This is a genomic window from Streptomyces ureilyticus, assembly GCF_011045025.1.
In the GTDB taxonomy this organism is placed as follows: Bacteria; Actinomycetota; Actinomycetes; order Streptomycetales; family Streptomycetaceae; genus Streptomyces; species Streptomyces ureilyticus.
The window spans coordinates 1-17,087 of the sequence record NZ_JAAKZX010000130.1 but is presented as its reverse complement, the minus strand read 5'-3'; the positions used below and the strand labels follow the sequence as shown (position 1 = coordinate 17,087).

Sequence of the window (17,087 nt, the reverse complement as noted above, 5' to 3'; positions counted from 1 at the left end):
ACATGACCTACGAGCACACCGACTTCGCGAACTCCACAGCCCCGGCCGACGTGGTCCGCCGCCAATACCTGGCCTCCGCAACCGGCGACCTGGAAGCTCTGCGCGCCACCCTCGCCCCGGACGTGGAGTGGAAGGAGATGGCAGGCTTCCCCCTCGCCGGCACCTACCGCACCCCCGACGGGGTCACCTCCCACGTCATGGAGCAGCTGGGCAAGGAGTGGGACGGCTGGACCGCGCACGACGACACCTATGTCGTCGACGGCGAGAACGTCGTCGTTCTGGCTCGCTACACGGCCGTCAACAAGACCACCGGCAAACCGGTCAACGTCCGCGTCGCCCACCACTTCGTGGTCCGCGGCGGCCTGATCGTCCGCTTCGAGCAGTTCGTCGACACCGCCCTCGTTCGCGACGCCATGCGCGGCTAGGCGGCCGTTCAGCCTTCCTCGGGACGGGCCGCGACTCCGTCCATGGGCGTCGCCACTGGTCATGGGCCTGCCTGCGCGATTTCCAGCTCCATGGCCCACGGCGCGTGAGGTCGTAGGCATGCCCGACGGCTTCCGGTTGTTGAGTCGGCCCGGGGCGCGGTGCCGGGATTGCTCCCGGTCCGTTCCCCGGACCGCTCGCCGACCCCGCCGTACCGATCTCCCGGTGAAGGGGCTCTCCACGGGTTCTGCCGTCAGTCGGGGTTCGTGGTCGGCCAGGGGCTGGGGTCTTGTTGCCCCGGTAGGTATAACGGGAGACCGCCACCTTCTCGATCCGGAAGAACTCGGCCCCTTCCGCCGCGATCCGCCGGCGCCCTGAGGCGGCGGTCAGGTGGCGGCGGGGTCGGGCTACGACCACGAAACGAGGACCGCGACCGTAAGGTCGAGGCCCTCGTCTGCGAATCGTCAGTCGTTGTCGTTGTGTCCGAGGGGGGACTTGAACCCCCACGCCCGATAAAGGGCACTAGCACCTCAAGCTAGCGCGTCTGCCATTCCGCCACCCGGACCAGGTGTCTGCCGCCTTGCAGGGAGTGTTCCGCACGGCGACAGGCACAACAATACCAAGCTTTCGCAGTGGCTTTCACCTGCGTTTCTGGGCTGCGAAGGGGGCGGCCGAGTGACCGGATGCGCAGCCTGCACGAGGGGTACGCATCCGGTCACCGCCGGCGGCCGGGGCTGGGTGCCGGGATCCACCTGGGGGTCACCTCGGTCGGGTCACGGCATCAGGTGGTAGTCGGGGAAGTTGCCCGGCAGCCGCTCCCCCGCCGGGCCCTGGGTGACGGCGCGCACCAGCAGTTCGCCGCCCACGAAAGCGCCACGCCAGGACGCTCCGAAGCCGCCGAACAACTCGTCCCGGTCGCCGCGGGAGCGCGGTTTCCCGTGGCCGACCTTGAACGCCCGGATCTGCGGGGCCAGCCGCTCGTACGTGGCCGGGTCGTCGGTCGAGAGGGTGGCGACCAGGGCGCCGTTCGACGCGTTCATGGCAGCCAGCAGCTCGGCCTCGGTGTCGACCAGGACGATGGTGTCGACCGGGCCGAAGGGCTCCGCGTGGTGCAGCGGTGAGGACGGCGGCGGGTTCAGCAGCGTGACGGGATGGACGTACGCCGCCGTGTCCTGGCCGGGCAGGAAGCGCGCGTCGGTGAGCTTGCCGCGGTGCAGCGGGACAGCACCCCGGTCGATGGCCTCGGCGACCTGGTCGTGCAGTTCCTTGGCCTTGGCCGCGTTGATCACCGGTCCGAAGTCCAGCTGCGGATACGGGTCGTCGGGCTGCTCCACCGCGAGCGGGTGACCGATCCGCAGAGTGCCTGCGGCCGGCAGGTACGCGGCGAGGAACTCGTCGAACAGCGAACGCTGGACGACGAAGCGTGGGTACGCCGTGCAGCGCTGCTTGCCGTAGTCGAAGAGCTTCGGGATGACCGCCGTGAGCGCGTCCCACTCCGTGTAGTTCCAGATGCCCCAGGTGTTGAGTCCTTCCTGTTCGAGTACGTGTCGCTTGCCGAGGTCGGCGACGGCCGTGGCCACCGCGGCGCCGGTGTCGCGGCCGCCGACGAAGGAGACGCAGCCGATCTCGGGCGCGCGCACGAGCGCCTCCGACAGCTCGCCTCCGCTGCCGCTGACGAGGGTGACGGGAACCCCTTCGCGCGCGGCGAGGGCGCAGGCCAGGGTGAGACACGCGACGCCGCCGTCGGTCGGGGTCTTGGCGATGACCGCGTTCCCTGCCAATGCCTGTACCAGTACTGCGTGAACGAGCACGCTCATCGGGTAGTTCCAGCTCGCGATGTTGGACACCGGGCCGTCCAGTGGGGCCCGGTCCTCGAGCATGGGCTCGATTCCGTCGACGTACCAGCGCACGCCGTCGATGGCCCGGTCGACGTCCGCCTGTGCGAGCCGCCAGGGCTTGCCGATCTCCCAGACGAGGAGGAGGGCGAGGAGTTCGCGGTGCTGGGTGAGGGCGTCGAGGGTGGCCGCGACGCGGCACCGGCGTTCGTCCAGAGGTACGTGGCGCCAGGCGCGGTGCTGGTCGAGACAGGCCCGTACGGCCTGCCGGGCCGTGGCGGCGTCGAGGCGTGGCGGCCCCGCGATCGGAGTGCCGTCGACGGGGCTGCTGGCGGACAGGGCCCGGCCGTCCGCCTGCCAGGCGGCGTTCCAGAGGTTGAGGACACGGTCGTCCCGGAAGGCCTCGGGGGCCACGGCGAGGCAACGCTGCCAGGCGTCGGCCCAGGACGTGTCTGATTTGAGGGTGAGGGTGGATGCCATTCGGTTTGCTCCGCTCTCGGTGCACAGTCGGGGGCGGGGGTATAACGGTGCGAGGCGACGCGATTTCACAACGTCACCTCTGCTCAACTATGAGTGACGTCACGCCTCTGCTGCCAGTACGGCCAGTACCAGTTGCGCCGTCTCGGTCGGCGTACCGCCCACGCGGACTCCGGCCGCCTCCAGTGCCTCCTTCTTCGCCTGTGCCGTGCCGGACGAACCGGAGACGATCGCGCCCGCATGGCCCATCGTCCTGCCCTCGGGCGCGGTGAATCCGGCGATGTAACCGACGACGGGTTTGGTGACGTGCTCACGGATGTACGCGGCGGCGCGTTCCTCGGCGTCGCCGCCGATCTCCCCGATCATCACGACAAGTTCGGTCTCGGGGTCTGCTTCGAAAGCCGCCAGGCAGTCGATGTGAGTCGTGCCGACCACGGGATCGCCGCCGATGCCCACACAGGTCGAGAAGCCGATGTCGCGGAGTTCGTACATGAGTTGGTACGTGAGCGTGCCCGACTTGGACACCAGGCCGATGCGGCCGGACTTGGTGATGTCGGCGGGGATGATGCCCGCGTTGGACTGTCCGGGAGTGATCAGGCCCGGACAGTTGGGGCCGATGATCCGGGTGCCCTTCGTCTTCGCGTACGTGGTGAAGGCGACCGAGTCGTGGACGGGAATGCCCTCCGTGATGACCACGGCGAGTGCGATGCCCGCGTCGGCGGCCTCCACAACTGCCGCTTTGGTGAAGGCGGGTGGCACGAAGACGACGGTGACGTCGGCGCCGGTCGCCTCGATGCCGTCCCGTACGGAGCCGAAGACGGGCACGGCCCGGTCGTCGAAGTCGACGGTCTGCCCGGCCTTGCGCGGGTTGACGCCGCCGACGACGTCGGTGCCGGCCGCGAGCATGCGCCGGGTGTGCTTCATGCCCTCGCCGCCGGTCATGCCCTGGACGAGGACCTTGCTCTCCTTGGAGAGGTAGATGGCCATGTCCCGCTCCTTCAGCCTGCGTTGGCGAGTTCGGCGGCGCGGTGCGCGGCGCCGTCCATGGTGGTGGCCTGCTGGACCAGGGGGTGCGCGCGGTCGTCGAGGATCGCGCGGCCGCGTGCGGCGTTGTTTCCGTCGAGGCGTACGACCAGCGGCTTGGTCAACTGGACGGTTTCCAGGGCCTGCACGATGCCGTCGGCGACCGCGTCGCAGGTGGTGATGCCGCCGAAGACGTTGACGAAGACGGACTTGACGGAAGGGTCGGAGAGGATGACGGAGAGGCCGTCGGCCATGATCTGGGCACTCGCTCCGCCGCCGATGTCGAGGAAGTTGGCGGGGCGCGCGCCGCAGCCGGCGACCACGTCGAGGGTCGACATGACCAGGCCCGCGCCGTTGCCGATGATGCCGACCTCGCCGTCCAGCTTCACGTAGTTGAGGCCCTTCTCGGCTGCAGCCGCCTCCAGCGGGTCGTCGTGAGCCGACTCCTGTTCGCCCCAACGGGCCTGCCGGAATTGGGCGTTGTCGTCGAGAGTGACCTTGCCGTCGAGGGCGAGGATCTGCCCCTGGGCGGTACGCACGAGAGGGTTCACCTCGACGAGGACGGCGTCCTCGCGGATGAGTACATCCCAGAGCCTGACCAGGACGTCGACGGTCTGCGCGGGTAGTCGGGCCGCATCGGCGATCTGCGCCGCCTTCGCCGAGGTGACGCCCTCGGCCGGGTCGACGGGGATGCGCGCCACGGCGTCGGGCCTGGTCGCGGCCACTTCCTCGATCTCCATGCCGCCCTCGGCCGAGGCGATCGCGAGGAAGCGGCCGGCTGCGCGGTCGAGTACGTAACTGACGTAGAACTCAGCTTCGATGTCGACCGGTTGGGCCAGCATCACCGTGCCGACGGTGTGGCCCTTGATATCCATGCCGAGGATCTGGCGCGCCGTCAGTTCGGCGGCGGCCGGGTCGGCGGCGAGCTTCACACCGCCCGCCTTGCCGCGTCCGCCGGTCTTCACCTGCGCCTTGACCACGACGCGCCCGCCCAGCCTGCGGGCGATCTCGCGTGCCTCCTTGGACGAGTCCGTGACCTCGGCCCGCGGCACCAAGATGCCGTGGTCCTCGAAGAGTTGCCTTGCCTGGTGTTCGTACAGGTCCATTCCGGCTCCTGCCTCAAAAGTGCCGCACGCCCCCTGGACACCACCCACCGGATGCGGGATAACAAGCTTCATACAGTATTCGTCGACTGTATGCAATCAACCGCGACGGCATCCACGAGCAGTGCGCGAACCGTGTCCGACGTGCAGGTTCGCGTGCCCGATCCCCTACGAAGGGACAGGACTTCGCCATGCCCGACGACAACAGCCAGAACCTCATCTCCGGTGGGCACTTGGTCGCCAAGGCACTCAAAGCCGAGGGTGTGGAGGTCATTTACACCCTGTGCGGCGGCCACATCATCGATATCTACGACGGCTGCGTCGACGAAGGCATAGAGGTCGTCGACGTACGCCACGAACAGGTCGCCGCCCACGCCGCCGACGGCTACGCACGCATCACCGGCAAGCCCGGCTGCGCGGTCGTCACCGCCGGGCCCGGCACGACCGACGCCGTGACGGGTGTCGCCAACGCCTTCCGTGCGGAGTCCCCCATGCTGCTGATCGGCGGCCAAGGAGCGCACACGCAGCACAAGATGGGGTCCCTTCAGGACCTGCCGCATGTCGACATGATGACGCCGATCACGAAGTTCGCGGCGACCGTCCCGGACACAGCACGCGCCGCCGACATGGTGTCCATGGCGTTCCGCGAGTGCTACCACGGCGCGCCCGGGCCCTCCTTCCTGGAGATCCCGCGCGATGTGCTCGACGCCAAGGTGCCGGCCGAGAAGGGCCGGGTCCCCGCAGCAGGCAAGTACCGGGCCTCGACCCGCTCGGCCGGCGACCCGGAGGCGATCGAGAAGCTCGCCGACCTGCTCGTGCACGCCGAGAAGCCCGCGATCCTGCTGGGCAGCCAGGTGTGGACGACCCGCGGCACCGAGGCCGCCATCGACCTCGTACGCAGCCTGAACGTCCCCGCCTATATGAACGGCGCGGGACGCGGCACCCTGGCGCCCGGGGACCCGCACCACTTCCAGCTCTCCCGCCGGTACGCCTTCTCCAACGCCGATGTCATCGTCATCGTCGGTACGCCCTTCGACTTTCGCATGGGCTACGGAAAGCGGCTGTCGCCGGACGCGACCGTCGTGCAGATCGACCTCGATTACCGGACCGTCGGCAAGAACCGGGACATCGACCTCGGGATCGTCGGCGACGCGGGGCTGATCCTGAAGTCGGTCACCGAGGCCGCCTCCGGGCGCCTCAACGGGGGCGCGTCGAAGCGCAAGGAGTGGCTCGACGAGCTGCGCACGGCCGAGCAGACGGCCATCGAGAAGCGGCTGCCCAGCCTGAAGTCGGATGCCTCGCCCATCCACCCGTACCGGCTGGTCAGCGAGATCAACGACTTCCTCACCGAGGACTCGATCTACATCGGCGACGGCGGCGACATCGTCACCTTCTCCGGTCAGGTCGTGCAGCCCAAGTCACCCGGGCACTGGATGGACCCGGGCCCGCTGGGCACGCTCGGCGTCGGCGTCCCGTTCGTGCTCGCGGCCAAGCAGGCGCGGCCCGACAAGGAGGTCGTCGCCCTCTTCGGAGACGGCGCGTTCTCGCTCACCGGCTGGGACTTCGAGACCCTCGTCCGCTACAACCTCCCCTTCGTCGGCATCGTCGGCAACAACTCCTCGATGAACCAGATCCGTTACGGCCAGAAGGCCAAGTACGGCGAGGCACGCGAGCGAGTCGGCAACACCCTCGGCGACGTCCACTACGACAAGTTCGCCCAGATGCTCGGCGGTTACGGCGAGGAGGTCCGCGACCCCGCCGACATCGGCCCCGCCCTGAGGCGCGCCCGCGAGTCGGGCAAGCCGTCCCTGATCAACGTCTGGGTCGACCCGGACGCGTACGCCCCCGGAACCATGAACCAGACGATGTACAAGTGAGGTGCCCGCCATGACCAGCACCGCGACGCACACCGCGACCGACACCGCGACGACCACCGGGCCCAAGGCTCTCGAAGGCATCCGTGTCCTCGACATGACGCACGTCCAGTCGGGCCCCTCCGCAACCCAGTTGCTGGCCTGGCTCGGGGCGGACGTGGTCAAGCTGGAGGCGCCGACCGGTGACATCACGCGCAAGCAGCTGCGTGACCTCCCGGACGTCGACTCCCTCTACTTCACGATGCTCAACTGCAACAAGCGGAGCATCACCCTCAACACCAAGACCGAGCGCGGCAAGGAGATCCTCACCGAGCTGATCCGGCGCTCGGACGTCATGGTCGAGAACTTCGGACCGGGCGCGATCGACCGCATGGGCTTCACCTGGGACCGCATCCAGGAGATCAATCCGCGTATCGTCTATGCCTCCATCAAGGGGTTCGGGGACGGCCCGTACACCAACTTCAAGGCGTACGAGGTCGTCGCTCAGGCCATGGGCGGGTCGATGTCGACCACCGGGTTCGAGGACGGGCCGCCGCTGGCGACGGGGGCCCAGATCGGGGACTCGGGCACGGGCATCCACGCCGTGGCGGGGATTCTCGCGGCGCTGCTTCAGCGGGAGAACACCGGGCGCGGTCAGCGGGTCAATGTGGCCATGCAGCACGCTGTGCTCAACCTCTGCCGGGTGAAGCTGCGCGATCAGCAGCGCCTGGCACACGGCCCGCTCGCTGAATATCCAAACGACGATTTCGGCGACGAAGTTCCCCGGTCCGGCAACGCGTCCGGCGGCGGCCAGCCCGGCTGGGCCGTCAAGTGCGCGCCGGGCGGGCCGAACGACTACGTGTACGTCATCGTGCAGCCCGTCGGCTGGAAGCCGATCTGCGAGCTCATCGGACGGCCGGAACTGGCGGACGACCCCGAGTGGGCGACACCGGAGGCGCGACTGCCGCAGCTCAACAAGATGTTCCAGCTGATCGAGGAGTGGTCGGCCACGCTCCCCAAGTGGGAGGTCCTGGAGAAACTCAACGCCCACAACATCCCCTGCGGGCCGATCCTGTCGACCAAGGAGATCATCGAGGATCCGTCGCTGGTCGCCAACGAGATGGTCGTCAAGGTGCCGCACCCCGAGCGGGGCGAGTTCGTGACCGTGGGCAGTCCGCTGAAGCTCTCCGACTCCCCCGTGGACGTGGCCAGTTCGCCGCTGCTCGGCGAGCACAACGAAGAGGTGTACGTCGGCGAGCTGGGCCTCGGCGACCAGGAGCTGCGCCTGCTCAAGTCGAACGGAGTGATCTGATTGATGGCCGAAGACCGGGTGCTGAGGGTGCGTACGCTCCTCGACTCCGTACGGGCCGAGGGCCGGACCGCGCTGACCGCGCCCGAGGGCAAGGTGATCGCCGACGCGTACGCGATCGCCGTCCCCGGCGAGGAGTTGGCGACGGACGTCGACGAGGCGGTCGCGTATGCGGCGCGGTTCGGCGGGCCTGTGGTGATGAAGATCGTCTCCCCGGACATCCTGCACAAGACCGACGCGGGTGGCGTGATCGTGGGGGTGGAGGGCGCGACCGACGTCAGGGCCGCCTTCCGCAAAATCATCGACAACGCGCGCGCGTACGCGCCCGATGCCCGTATCGAGGGCGTACAGGTGCAGGAACTGCTGCCTCAGGGGCAGGAGGTCATCGTCGGAGCGGTGACCGATCCGACGTTCGGGAAAGTCGTCGCCTTCGGGCTCGGCGGAGTGCTGGTGGAGGTTCTGAAGGACGTCACTTTCCGCCTCGCCCCCGTAGACGCCGACGAAGCGCTGTCGATGCTGGACTCGATCCGCTCGGCGGAGATCCTGCACGGGGTACGTGGCGCGCCGGCCGTGGACCGGTGGGCGATCGCCGAGCAGATCCGCCGGGTCTCCGAACTCGTCGCGGACTTCCCGGAGATCGCCGAGGTGGACCTCAATCCGGTGATCGCCACCTCGGAGGGGGCGGTCGCGGCGGACATCCGCGTGATCCTCGCGGACTCCGCCCCCAAGGAGCGCCGCAAGTACACGCGCGAGGAGATCCTCACCTCCATGCGCCGGCTGATGCAGCCCTCCTCGGTCGCCGTCATCGGTGCCTCCAACGAGCAGGGCAAGATCGGCAATTCGGTGATGCGCAACCTTGTCGACGGCGGCTTCTCCGGAGAGATCCACCCGGTGAACCCCAAGGCCGATGACATCTTGGGCCGCAAGGCGTACAAGAGTGTCACCGACGTTCCCGGCGAGGTGGATGTGGCGGTCTTCGCGATCCCCGCCAAGTTCGTGGCCTCGGCCCTGGAGGAGGTGGGACGCAAGGGGATCCCCAACGCCGTACTGATCCCCTCCGGGTTCGCGGAAACGGGTGAGCAGCAGCTCCAGGACGAGATCGTGGCGATCGCCGAGCGGCACGGTGTGCGGCTGCTCGGGCCGAACATCTACGGCTACTACTCGACGTGGCAGGACCTGTGCGCCACGTTCTGCACGCCGTACGACGTCAAGGGCGGCGTCGCGCTCACCTCGCAGTCCGGTGGCATAGGGATGGCCATTCTGGGCTTCGCGCGCACTACGAAGACGGGTGTTTCGGCGATCGTGGGGCTCGGCAACAAGTCTGACCTGGACGAGGACGACCTGCTGACCTGGTTCGGAGAGGACCCCAACACCCAGTGCATCGCTATGCACTTGGAGGATCTCAAGGACGGGCGCGCCTTCGTGGAGGCGGCGCGGGCGACCGTCCCCAAGAAGCCGGTGGTCGTCCTGAAGGCGGGCCGTACGGCGGCCGGCGCCAAGGCCGCGGGCTCGCACACGGGCGCTCTCGCGGGCGACGACGCCGTGTACGACGACATCCTGAAGCAGGCCGGTGTCATCCGGGCCCCCGGGCTGAACGACATGCTGGAGTACGCGCGCGCGTTGCCCGTGCTTCCGGCCCCTCAGGGCGACAACGTCGTGATCATCACGGGCGCCGGCGGCAGTGGCGTACTGCTGTCCGACGCGGTGACCGACAACGGCCTCTCCTTGATGGAGATTCCGCCGGACCTGGACGAGGCCTTCAGGAAGTTCATCCCGCCCTTCGGAGCCGCCGGGAACCCGGTGGACATCACCGGCGGCGAGCCCCCGTCGACGTACGAGGCGACGATCCGGCTGGGCCTTGAGGACCCGAGGATCCACTCGCTCGTCCTCGGCTACTGGCACACCATCGTGACCCCTCCCATGGTCTTCGCCGAGCTCACCGCGCGCGTGGTCGCCGAATTCCGGGAGCGCGGCATCGAGAAGCCGGTGGTGGCGTCGCTCGCGGGCGACGTCGAGGTCGAGGAGGCGTCCCAGTACCTCTTCGAGCGGGGCGTCGTGGCGTACCCGTACACGACCGAGAAGCCGGTGGCCGTGCTGGGCGCGAAGTACCGCTGGGCTCGGGCGGCAGAGAGGCTGCGGGCCGAAGGCCCTCCGGTAGGGCGGTGGCGGGAGACGGGTGGGCGGTTGGGGGGCGGTCGATGAACTGAGCGACGGCCCGAACCACGGGGCCTGCGGTGACCGCTCGCCGCGGGCCCCGGCGCGAAGAGAACGGACAGGGGGCGCTGGCCAGACTTCTTCCACGCGAAGGGTTCGATCGACATGGCGACAACTGACATCTCCACATCCGTCCCCTACAGGGAGGTGACGGACGCCAACGGCCGGATGTACCGGATCGGTGAATCCGACATCGACATCATGGGCCGCAAACGCAAGTGGATGGTCATCCTGCCCTGGGTGGGCATGATGGGCATCAGCTCGGCGGAGTACGCGTTCGCCTCCGCCGAGGACACACTGCACCAGGCACATCTCTGGTCCGAAGGCAGCATCTTCTGGATGCTGACCACCTGGGTGTTCTTCCAGGCCGCGGTGGCCTTCCCGGCGGGACGGCTGCGTGAGACCGGCAAGCTGCCGGCCCGCTGGGCGATGGTCCTCGGCGCCGTCGGAACGCTCTTCGGCTATCTGTCGCTGGCCTACGCGCCGAGCGTCATACTCGCCTTCATCGGCTTCGGCATGTTCAGCGGTATGGGCGCGGGCATGGTGTACGCCACCTGCGTCAACATGGTCGGCAAGTGGTACCCGGAACGCAAGGGCGGCAAGACCGGCTTCGTCAACGGCGGCTTCGCCTACGGCTCGGTGCCCTTCGTCTTCCTGTTCACCAACGTGATGGACGTCTCCAACTTCAAGGTCATCCTGGTCGCGGTCGGCGTCTTCCTCGCCGGTGTCGTGGCCGTCGCCGGCTTCTTCTTCAGGGACCCGCCGAAGAACTGGTGGCCTGCCGAGATCGACCCGCTGAACCCGCCGGATGACCCGCGCGCACGTCGCTCCCTGGAGAAGAATCCGCCGGCCGTCCACCAGTACAGCCCGATGGAGGCCTGGAAGACTGGCCGGGTCGCGCTGATGTGGTTCTGTCTCGCCTGCACCTCGGGCGTGAACATCTTCGGTATCTCCTTCCAGATCGACATCGGCAAGGAGGCAGGCTTCGCCGGCGGGATCGTGGCCACCGCCATGTCACTCAAGGCAATCGTCAACGGCACTGGGCGCGGTGTGATCGGCTGGCTCTCCGACCTCTACGGCCGCAAGAAGTGCCTGCTGTACGTCTGCGTCATTCTGGGCGCTGCCCAGTTCGGCATCCTCTGGTCGGCCGAGGCCGAGAACCTTCCGCTGTTCCTGATCTTCTCCGCCATCTCCGGCTTCGGTGGTGGCGCCATCTTCCCGATGTTCGCGGCGATGACCGCCGATTACTTCGGTGAAAACAACAACGCGACCAACTACGGCATGGTCTACAGCTCGAAGCTCGTGTCCGGCCTCGGCGCGGGTATGGGCTTCGTGGTCGTCGACGCCTGGGGGCTCGACGGCGCCTTCATCCTGGCCGGCTGCATCTCGTTCTTCGCCGGATTCGTGGCGCTCTTCCTGACCCCACCGGGACGACCCAAGACCAGGGGCAGTGGCGGGATCAAGCCGAATCCCCAGCCGATCAGCCGGGAGATGGACTGAGACAACGGCGGGGCGGCCCACAGCGCGCGCCCTCCCTTCGGCAGCCCGGTGTGCCGAAGGGAGGGCGCGCGCTGTGGGAACTGTCAGCACTTCTCGCGCAGGGAGTGCAGATGCTCGCTGGAGCGGCGGGCGAAGGTGAACGACTCGGCGGGGTTGTCGTGTTCGGCCTGCCAGTGGTGGGCGAGGCGGTGGCCCTTCAGGCGCGTGACGCCGGAGATGAAGCGCTTGTAGTCGATGTCGCCGTCGCCGACGTCGGTCATCTGGTAGCCGAAGGGGTTCGACGGGTCGCTGACGCCGTCCTTCACGTGGAACAGCGGGTAGCGGTTGGGCCGCTTCAGCACGTAGTCGAGAGGCTCGAAGGGCGCCGGAGTGCCGTCGACCCGCTTGGAGAAGCGGAACTGGCCCACATAGGCCCAGTAGATGTCCATCTCCAGGTAGACGAGTTTCGGGTCGGTCTCGGCGAGCAGCACGTCGTAGAGGCGGACCTTCGGCTTGTCGGTGGCGAAGGAGAACTCCTCGGAGTGGTTGTGCTGGTAGAACTTCATGCCGCGCGCCCTCGCCGCCGCGCCGTAGGTGTTGAACTCCTCGGCGGCGCGCTTCCACGCGTCGACGGTCGAGCCGTAGCGGAACGGGTTCGACGCGGTGCCGATGTGCTTGAGACCGAGGGCCTGGGCGTCGTCGAGGACCTTGTTGAGGTTCTGCGCGAAGGTGTACGCGTTCGGGTCGCTGGAGTAGTAGCCGACGTGGCTGCCGATGGGGTTCAGGCCGTGGTCGCGGGCCAGCCGCTTGAGCTGGGCGAGCGTGATGGGTCCCGCCGAGCCCTGGGTGTATCCGGCGAACTCGACCTCGTCGTACCCGTACTTCTTCAACTCGGCGAAGACGGGGGCGAAGCCGAGCGTGGAGACCTTGTCGCGGAGGCTGTAGAGCTGGATGCCGAGCCGGCCGGGCGGCAGGACGGGGCGGCTCCGGCCCGCTTCGGCGGCCGTGGCGGGGGTGGCGGCGGTGCCGAGCAGGGCTGCGGCGGTGGCGCCCGCGGCCACGCCGAGCATGCCTCTTCTGCTGAGGCGGTGGGTGAGTTCGGGGTCGTCGTTCTTGCTGGTGACGGCCGTGAAGGCGGTGCGGCTGGAGCGGCTCATGCCTGGAACTCCTCGGTGTCGAAGGGCGTTGTCAGTGGTGAGTGCTTCACTTGTGACCAGTTGGAAGAGACAGGTCGGGTGGGACCGCGGGCCATGGCGTGCCCTCGGCGCCGATCAGTCGAGACGGGACAGATGGAGCAGGAGCGATTTCATGTCGGTGGCTGCGAGGCGGCCGTCGACAGTGCGGGGGGGGAGCAGATGGGGAGCGGACGTTCGTCGTCGCTCGTGGGGATGCGGCCGTGGCTGCCGCGAATAGGTGACGGGGCGAGGGGCACGACCGTCACGCCATAGCGCCTGGGCTGGCTCACGGTTCGGTTCACGGACTGGGTCACGGCAGCTCCTTCAGGCCGAGGTCCGTCAACAGATCGCGGGCGAGGGTCAGTTCAGCGGCGATTCCGTCCGCGAGCTGGGCACGGCCGCGTGGGCGCAGCTCGGGCGGAAGGGCCTGCCAGGTGTACGTCTCGACCTCCAGATGACGGGTGAGCGGATGTGGGCCGCCCATCAGCCGGGTCAGTACGTCCTTGAGTACGGGCAGCGTGGAAGTGAGTGGCGCGTCGGGCGTCGCGTGCAACGGGACGTGGAAGTGGGCGCGCCACGGGGAGGTGTCCGGCAGAGCGTCGCCCTTGAGGGCTTCGCCGAGGTCGTCGGTCCCGGCGAGGCCGGCCTCGCCGGTGGTGCCGGCCCGGGTCTGGTGCAGGAAGCGGGGCTCGTCGAAGGCGGAGAGGGCCTCGCGTACTTCGGGAAGGTGAGGGTGTTCGGCGTGCAGTGCGGCTGAGAGCTGGGACTTGACGATGGGGACGCGGGCGGTGGTCAGCGCGTCCAGGGCGGTGTGTGGATCTTCGAAGGAGGTGGCGAGATGACAGGTGTCGACGCAGAGGCCGATGCGGTGGTGGTCGATCACGGTGAGCGGGGCGATGGCATCGGTGGTGGTTTCCACGATGCAGCCGGGCTCCGGCTCCAAGCCGATACGGATGGAGCGGCCGGTCAACTCCTCCAGGGCGTCGAGGCGTTCGGCCAGGGTGGCGAGGGCCGTGTGGGCCTGGACGGCACGGGTGTCGTCATAGGCGGTGCGCCAGGCCAGCGGCAGGGTGGAGATGCTGCCCTCGGTGACGTCGTCGGGCAGCAGGCCGGCGAGGACACGGGCCAGGGCGGTGGTGTGCTCGAGACGCTCGACGTCGGCCCAGTCCGGCTTGTACACGCGGTACTTGACCTCTTCGGCACCGAAGCCTTCGTACGGGAAGCCGTTGAGCGTGACGACTTCAAGGCCTCGGGCATCGAGTTCCGTGCGCAGCCGGCGCAGGGCGGACGGGTCGCGCACGAGGGCGTGGGCGGCGTCCTTGGCCAGCCACAGGCCGATACCGAGACGATCGCGGCCGAGGCGCCGGCGTACGGGTTCGCAGTGGTCGCGGAGTTGAGCGAGGACGCCGTCGAGGGTTTCGGCCGGGTGGACGTTGGTGCAATACGCGAGGTGGACGGTCGAGCCGTCGGGGTGCCGGAAGCGCATGGGTTACGCCTCCGAGGTGGCCGCGTCGGTGACCGGGGTGCCGCGGAGGATGGAGTTGCCCTCGTGGGTGGCGTCCGTGTCGGCGACGTCAAGGGCGAGTCGGCCGCTGAGTCCGTAGAAGGCGACGGGGTTGCGCCACAGCACCTGGTCGACGTCGTCCTCGGTGAAACCTGCCTCGAGCATGGCGTCGCCGACCTTGCGGGTCTTGAGGGGGTCGCTTCTGCCCCAGTCGGCCGCGGAGTTGACCAGGACCTTCTCGGGCCCGTACTCCCGCAGCACGGCGACCATCCGCTCCTCGTCCATCTTGGTGTCCGGATAGACGGAGAACCCGAGCCAGCAACCGCCGTCCTTGGCCTCCTTGACCGTGGTCTCGTTGAGGTGGTCGACCAGCACCCGGTCCGGAGGCAGCGCGGACTCCCGGACGACGTCGAGGGTGCGGCGCAGGCCCGCGAGCTTGTCCCGGTGCGGGGTGTGGACGAGGGCGGGCAGGGCATGGTCGGCGGCGAGCTGAAGCTGGAAAGCCAGTGCGCTGTCCTCGGCGGGGGTCATCGAGTCGTAGCCGATCTCACCGACGGCCACGACCTGGTCCTTGACGAGATACCGGGGCAGTTCGTCGAGGACCGGCACACAGCGGGGGTCGTTCGCCTCCTTGGGGTTGAGGGCGAGCGTGCAGTGGTGGGCGATGCCGTACTGGGCGGCGCGGAAGGGTTCCCAGCCCAGAAGTGAGTCGAAGTAGTCGAGGAAGGAGGCGGGTGAGGTGCGGGGCTGGCCGAGCCAGAAGGAGGGTTCGACAACCGCTCGCACGCCGGCCGCATACATGGCCTCGTAGTCGTCGGTGGTCCGTGACGTCATATGAATGTGGGGGTCGAAGATGCGCATCAGGACTCCTTGCCGGACGGGGTGCCGGGGTGGTCCGACGTTGCCGAAACGGTCGGCACATCGTTCCCGGGCTCGGTCAGGGCCAGGACGCGGTACAGGTCCTCGGGCACGGGACGGCCCGCGGCGGAGCGTTCGTCGGCGTAGTCGCCGAGCATGCGGGCCAGTTCGAAGTCGGCGCGGGCGCGGCGGGGCAGGTCGGCCACCGCGTCGATGGGGACGCCGGTGAACAGGCACTTCAGGACCGCGTGCCGCCAGTTGTGGGCATCCAGATGCCGGGCGGCGTACGGGCCGACGGCCGCGGCCAGGAGCCGGGTGTCGTTGGTGCGCAGGGCGTCCTCGACGATCGGCAGGGCGTCGGGGCCCGGTACGAGGTCGGGGAGAGCGTGCAGAACGGCGCGGCGTTCGGCGGCGGTGCCCTGGCGGTAGACGCGGGCCAGGGTGTCGGCATCGGCCTGAGCAGCGTGCAGGAGGAGGACGCGGGCGGCGTCGGCGTGCTCGGGTCCGCAACGGCGGCCGGCTTCGGCGATGCGCAACTCCCAGGCGGAGATGGGCCCGTGACTGCCCGGGTGGGCCGCCGCCTCATCCAGGGCACGGTCCAGCCAGGCGCGGGCGGTGGCGTCCAGCTGGGAGTTCAGGCGGGCGTGCAGGGCGGCGGCGGCTTCCGTCGGCTCCGGCGTGGCGGGAGAAGGGGCGGTGGGAGAAAGAGCGGCGGCGTTGTGGAGGTGGTTCACGGGGTTCTCCCTTCGGAGGCGGCGGGGCCCTCGCCGGGGATCGGGGTCTCGTCGGGGACGTGGGCGCTGTCCGGGTCTTGGGAACCGTCAGCACCTTGGAATCCCTCAGGGTCTTGGGACTCGCCAAGGTCTTGGGACCCGTCAGCGATGTGGGAGTTGTCGGAGTCCTGGGAGCTGCCGGGCTCCTGAGCCTTGAGACCAGCGGCCGCATCGTGCAGGAACTGAAGGGATTGCTTGGCGAGTTGAGGGCCGGCGTGGGAGTGGCGGGGCAGTTCGACGACGATCAGGCCCCGATAGGGGGTGGTGGCCAGGGCTTCGAGTACGGGCGGGAAGTCGATCTCTCCGTCGCCGAAGGGGAGGTGTTCATGGAGGCCGCGGCGCATGTCCTCGATCTGGACGTGGCGGAGCCAGGGGGCGGCGGCGCGTACGCACTCCGCGGGTGAGAGGGGTTCGAGGCACTGGCAGTGGCCGATGTCGAGGGTGAGACCAAGGGCGTCGGGGCTGCCCAAGGTTCGGCGGAGACGGTGGAAGTCGGTGAGGGTGGCGAGGAGATGACCGGGTTCGGGTTCGATGGCGAGGGGGATGCCGGCGGTGGTGGCGGTGTCGAGGACGGGGGTGAGTGATTCGGCGAGGCGTTTCCAGGCGGTGTCCTCGTCCGTGTCCTCGGGGGTGATCCCGCTGAAGCAGTGCACGGCGTGGGCGCCCAGGTCGGTGGCTACCTGGACCGCCCGGATCAACAGGTCGACGCGTCGGGCCCGTTGCTCCGGATCCGGGTCGAGGAGCGATGGACCGTGCTTGCGCCACGGGTCGAGGACGTAGCGGGCGCCGGTCTCGATGGTGACGCTCAGTCCGAGTTCGTCCAGCCTGCGGGCGACTCGACGGGTGCGGGCCGCGAGGTCTGGGGCGAGCGGGTCCAGGTGCATGTGGTCGAGGGTCAGTCCTACGCCGTCGTAGCCGAGGTCGGCGAGGAGGGAGAGGGCGTCGTTCAGGCGGAGATCGGTGAGGCCGTTGGTGCCGTAGCCGTAGCGAAGGGGGTGATCGTCGGGCTGCGGACCGGAAGCCGAAGCGCTCATCGTCGCCCCACGCCCCAGCCCCCTCAT

General features: G+C 68.8%; 13 protein-coding genes and 1 tRNA gene. 5 read left to right on the top strand and 9 right to left on the bottom strand.

Going from position 1 to position 17,087, the window contains the following annotated elements; genetic code table 11:
- The first annotated feature begins 2 nt into the window (after nt 1–2).
- Nucleotides 3–425 (top strand): nuclear transport factor 2 family protein, encoded by a 423-nt coding sequence (locus tag G6048_RS31620; protein WP_165343024.1) that lies wholly within the window; start codon nt 3–5, stop codon nt 423–425.
- 478 nt (nt 426–903) lie between these two features.
- Here G6048_RS31620 and G6048_RS31615 read toward each other — a convergent pair.
- The 4 genes from G6048_RS31615 to sucC form a co-directional block, all read right to left on the bottom strand.
- Nucleotides 904–988: transfer RNA gene (locus G6048_RS31615), tRNA-Leu, on the bottom strand.
- Between the two features lie 208 nt (nt 989–1,196).
- Nucleotides 1,197–2,738: an aldehyde dehydrogenase family protein gene (locus tag G6048_RS31610; RefSeq protein WP_165343023.1), complete on the bottom strand. Its 1,542-nt coding sequence runs from the start codon at nt 2,736–2,738 to the stop codon at nt 1,197–1,199.
- Between the two features lie 99 nt (nt 2,739–2,837).
- Nucleotides 2,838–3,722, bottom strand: a complete 885-nt coding sequence (gene sucD / locus G6048_RS31605) for a succinate--CoA ligase subunit alpha (RefSeq protein WP_165343022.1) — start codon at nt 3,720–3,722, stop codon at nt 2,838–2,840.
- 11 nt (nt 3,723–3,733) lie between these two features.
- Nucleotides 3,734–4,864, bottom strand: a complete 1,131-nt coding sequence (gene sucC / locus G6048_RS31600) for an ADP-forming succinate--CoA ligase subunit beta (protein ID WP_165343021.1) — start codon at nt 4,862–4,864, stop codon at nt 3,734–3,736.
- 188 nt (nt 4,865–5,052) lie between these two features.
- Between sucC and G6048_RS31595 the strand changes: the two genes are divergently transcribed.
- The 4 genes from G6048_RS31595 (at nt 5,053) to G6048_RS31580 (ending at nt 11,737) form a co-directional block, all read left to right on the top strand.
- Nucleotides 5,053–6,738 carry a thiamine pyrophosphate-binding protein gene (locus G6048_RS31595; protein WP_165343020.1) on the top strand — a complete coding sequence of 562 codons (1,686 nt, stop codon included), beginning with the start codon at nt 5,053–5,055 and terminating at the stop codon, nt 6,736–6,738.
- Nucleotides 6,739–6,748: 10 nt separating this feature from the next.
- Entirely contained in the window at nt 6,749–8,026 is a 1,278-nt protein-coding gene (gene frc / locus G6048_RS31590) for a formyl-CoA transferase (protein ID WP_165343019.1), read from the top strand.
- Nucleotides 8,027–8,029: 3 nt separating this feature from the next.
- A complete protein-coding gene (locus G6048_RS31585; protein WP_235990572.1) occupies nt 8,030–10,225 on the top strand; it encodes an acetate--CoA ligase family protein in 2,196 nt (731 codons plus the stop codon).
- 117 nt (nt 10,226–10,342) lie between these two features.
- Nucleotides 10,343–11,737 (top strand): OFA family MFS transporter, encoded by a 1,395-nt coding sequence (locus G6048_RS31580; RefSeq protein ID WP_165343018.1) that lies wholly within the window; start codon nt 10,343–10,345, stop codon nt 11,735–11,737.
- 83 nt (nt 11,738–11,820) lie between these two features.
- Here the strand turns inward: G6048_RS31580 and G6048_RS31575 are convergent, their stop codons facing one another.
- The 5 genes from G6048_RS31575 to G6048_RS31555 all read right to left on the bottom strand — a co-directional run bounded on the left by G6048_RS31575 (nt 11,821) and on the right by G6048_RS31555 (nt 17,060).
- Nucleotides 11,821–12,873, bottom strand: a complete 1,053-nt coding sequence (locus G6048_RS31575) for a sugar phosphate isomerase/epimerase family protein (RefSeq protein ID WP_165343017.1) — start codon at nt 12,871–12,873, stop codon at nt 11,821–11,823.
- 328 nt (nt 12,874–13,201) lie between these two features.
- Nucleotides 13,202–14,377, bottom strand: coding sequence for a metabolite traffic protein EboE (gene eboE, locus G6048_RS31570; RefSeq protein WP_165343016.1), 1,176 nt, complete (start codon nt 14,375–14,377; stop codon nt 13,202–13,204).
- Nucleotides 14,378–14,380: 3 nt separating this feature from the next.
- Nucleotides 14,381–15,256 carry a TatD family hydrolase gene (locus G6048_RS31565; protein ID WP_165343015.1) on the bottom strand — a complete coding sequence of 292 codons (876 nt, stop codon included), beginning with the start codon at nt 15,254–15,256 and terminating at the stop codon, nt 14,381–14,383.
- Nucleotides 15,256–15,987, bottom strand: a complete 732-nt coding sequence (locus tag G6048_RS31560) for an EboA domain-containing protein (protein WP_165343014.1) — start codon at nt 15,985–15,987, stop codon at nt 15,256–15,258. The genes G6048_RS31565 and G6048_RS31560 overlap by 1 nt, the downstream gene beginning before the upstream one ends.
- Nucleotides 15,984–17,060, bottom strand: coding sequence for a sugar phosphate isomerase/epimerase family protein (locus G6048_RS31555; protein ID WP_165343013.1), 1,077 nt, complete (start codon nt 17,058–17,060; stop codon nt 15,984–15,986). Before G6048_RS31555 ends, G6048_RS31560 begins: the two co-directional genes overlap by 4 nt.
- Nucleotides 17,061–17,087 lie beyond the last annotated feature (27 nt).